The 1,656-nt window shown below is 70.7% G+C and carries 1 protein-coding gene and 2 pseudogenes; 1 reads left to right on the top strand and 2 read right to left on the bottom strand.

Annotation, left to right across the window (positions count from 1 at the left end; all coding sequences use genetic code 11):
• A pseudogene (locus ACVCAG_RS45670) lies at positions 1–278 on the bottom strand (phospholipid carrier-dependent glycosyltransferase); the annotation flags it as partial.
• A 54-nt stretch (positions 279–332) separates the two neighbouring features.
• Positions 333–1,187 carry a 16S rRNA (cytidine(1402)-2'-O)-methyltransferase gene (gene rsmI, locus ACVCAG_RS45665; protein ID WP_440074317.1) on the bottom strand — a complete coding sequence of 285 codons (855 nt, stop codon included), beginning with the start codon at positions 1,185–1,187 and terminating at the stop codon, positions 333–335.
• A 98-nt stretch (positions 1,188–1,285) separates the two neighbouring features.
• Between rsmI and ACVCAG_RS45660 the strand changes: the two are divergent.
• A pseudogene (locus tag ACVCAG_RS45660) lies at positions 1,286–1,656 on the top strand (phospholipid carrier-dependent glycosyltransferase); the annotation flags it as partial.

Here is a 1,656-nt window from a genome sequence, read left to right as displayed (position 1 = left end):
GCCACGTAGAGCGGGCAGGGGTCGGCCTCCGGCGGCGTGCACTTGACCAGGAAGTCGGTCTTCCCCGCGATGATCATCCGGTCGGCGACCGGGTCCTCCACGGTGCCGAGCGAGGCTCGCTCGACCCCGTAGTGGATCAGCGCCCAGGCGTCCTTGGCGTAGTACGTCTCGTCGAACACGACCGCGTGCGGCCGCCCGAGGTCGACGAACCGCAGGACCCCTCCGAACGCCGCGACCAGCAGCGGTCCCAGCCAGCCCCAGGCCACGCTTCCCTGCATGGGAGGCAAGAGGCGATCCCGTATTAATCCCATTCGGGCAATTATGGTGATAATTCAGCCGCGATGGACAGCATCATAAAGATCGCGTTTGGGGATTCCCGCCGCCTTCGCCACGTCCACGATCGCCTGTTTCCTCGGTATCCCCGTCTCCTCCCGGCGTGCCACCTCGTCGACCAGGTCCCCGATCACCGGCGGCAGGGCCTGCCCGGCGTACCCCGCGACGACGACCGTGATCTCCCCCTTGACGCCCCCGGCCGCCCACTCGGCCAGCTCCCCGAGGCCACCTCGCCGCACCTCCTCGTACGTCTTGGTGAGCTCCCGGCAGACCGCCGCCCGGCGGTCGGCGCCGAACGCCTCCGCCATCGCCGCCAGCGCGACCTGCAGCCGGTGCGGCGCCTCGAAGAAGACCATGGTGCGCTCCTCCTCCGCGAGGGCGGAGAGCCGGCGGGAGCGCTCACCGGACTTGCGCGGGGGGAAGCCCTCGAAGCAGAAGCGGTCGCTGGGCAGCCCCGAGACGGCCAGCGCCGTGGTGACCGCGGACGGTCCGGGCAGCGAGGTGACGGTGATCCCCGCCTCGACCGCCAGGTGGGTGAGGCGGTAGCCGGGGTCGGAGACGCCCGGCATGCCCGCGTCGGTGATGACCAGCACGGTCTTGCCGTCCTGGAGGGCCTGGAGGAGCTCGGCGGCCCGCCCGGCCTCGTTGGCGTCGTAGTAGGAGACGACCCGGCCGCCGATCTCCGCGCCCAGCTCCCCCGCCAGGCGGCGCAGCCTGCGGGTGTCCTCCGCCGCGACCACGTCGGCACTCTCCAGCGCCTGCCTCAGCCGGGGCGAGGCGTCGCCCACCTGCCCGATCGGAGCCCCTGCCAGCACAAGCCTGCCGTTGTCCGTCACCGTTCCATCCTCCCGCATTCCGGATGGGCGCCCAGCCTGGGAGGAAGTTCTCGAATTGGGCATCTAGGAATTTTTTTCCTGGGCTCAGGGGGGTGGGGGGACCGTACGATGTCCGGGTGGCCGTGACCGACTTCACCAACCAGGGACCGCAGCAGCCGGAGCCCCAGGAGCCCCAGACGCCCGGCGGGACGAAGGGCTCGGCGCGCGACCGACTGGTGCCGCCGATGCCCGGCGGCGCCATGTGGGGCTGGCTGGGACCGTTGCTGGTCGCGCTGTTCGGGGGGGTCCTGCGGTTCGTCGACCTCGGCCATCCGCGCGCGATCATGTTCGACGAGACGTACTACGCCAAGGACGCCTGGGCGCTGATCAACTTCGGCGCCGAACACAACGTCGTCAAGGACGCCGACAAGATCCTGATAGGGGGCGGCACCGGCATCTGGCAGGAGTGCGCGCCCGCCGAGCTCGACAAGTGCGCCTCCTTCGTGGT

Source organism: Streptosporangium sp. G12, from assembly GCF_052983175.1.
The sequence above is the reverse complement of the archived record's forward strand: the minus strand, read 5'-3'. Positions and strand labels throughout refer to the sequence as shown.

Coding starts and splice junctions, on each gene's coding strand:
- rsmI (WP_440074317.1), bottom strand. CDS start 1,187: ATGCGGGAGGATGGAACGGTGACGGACAACGGCAGGCTTGTGCTGGCA.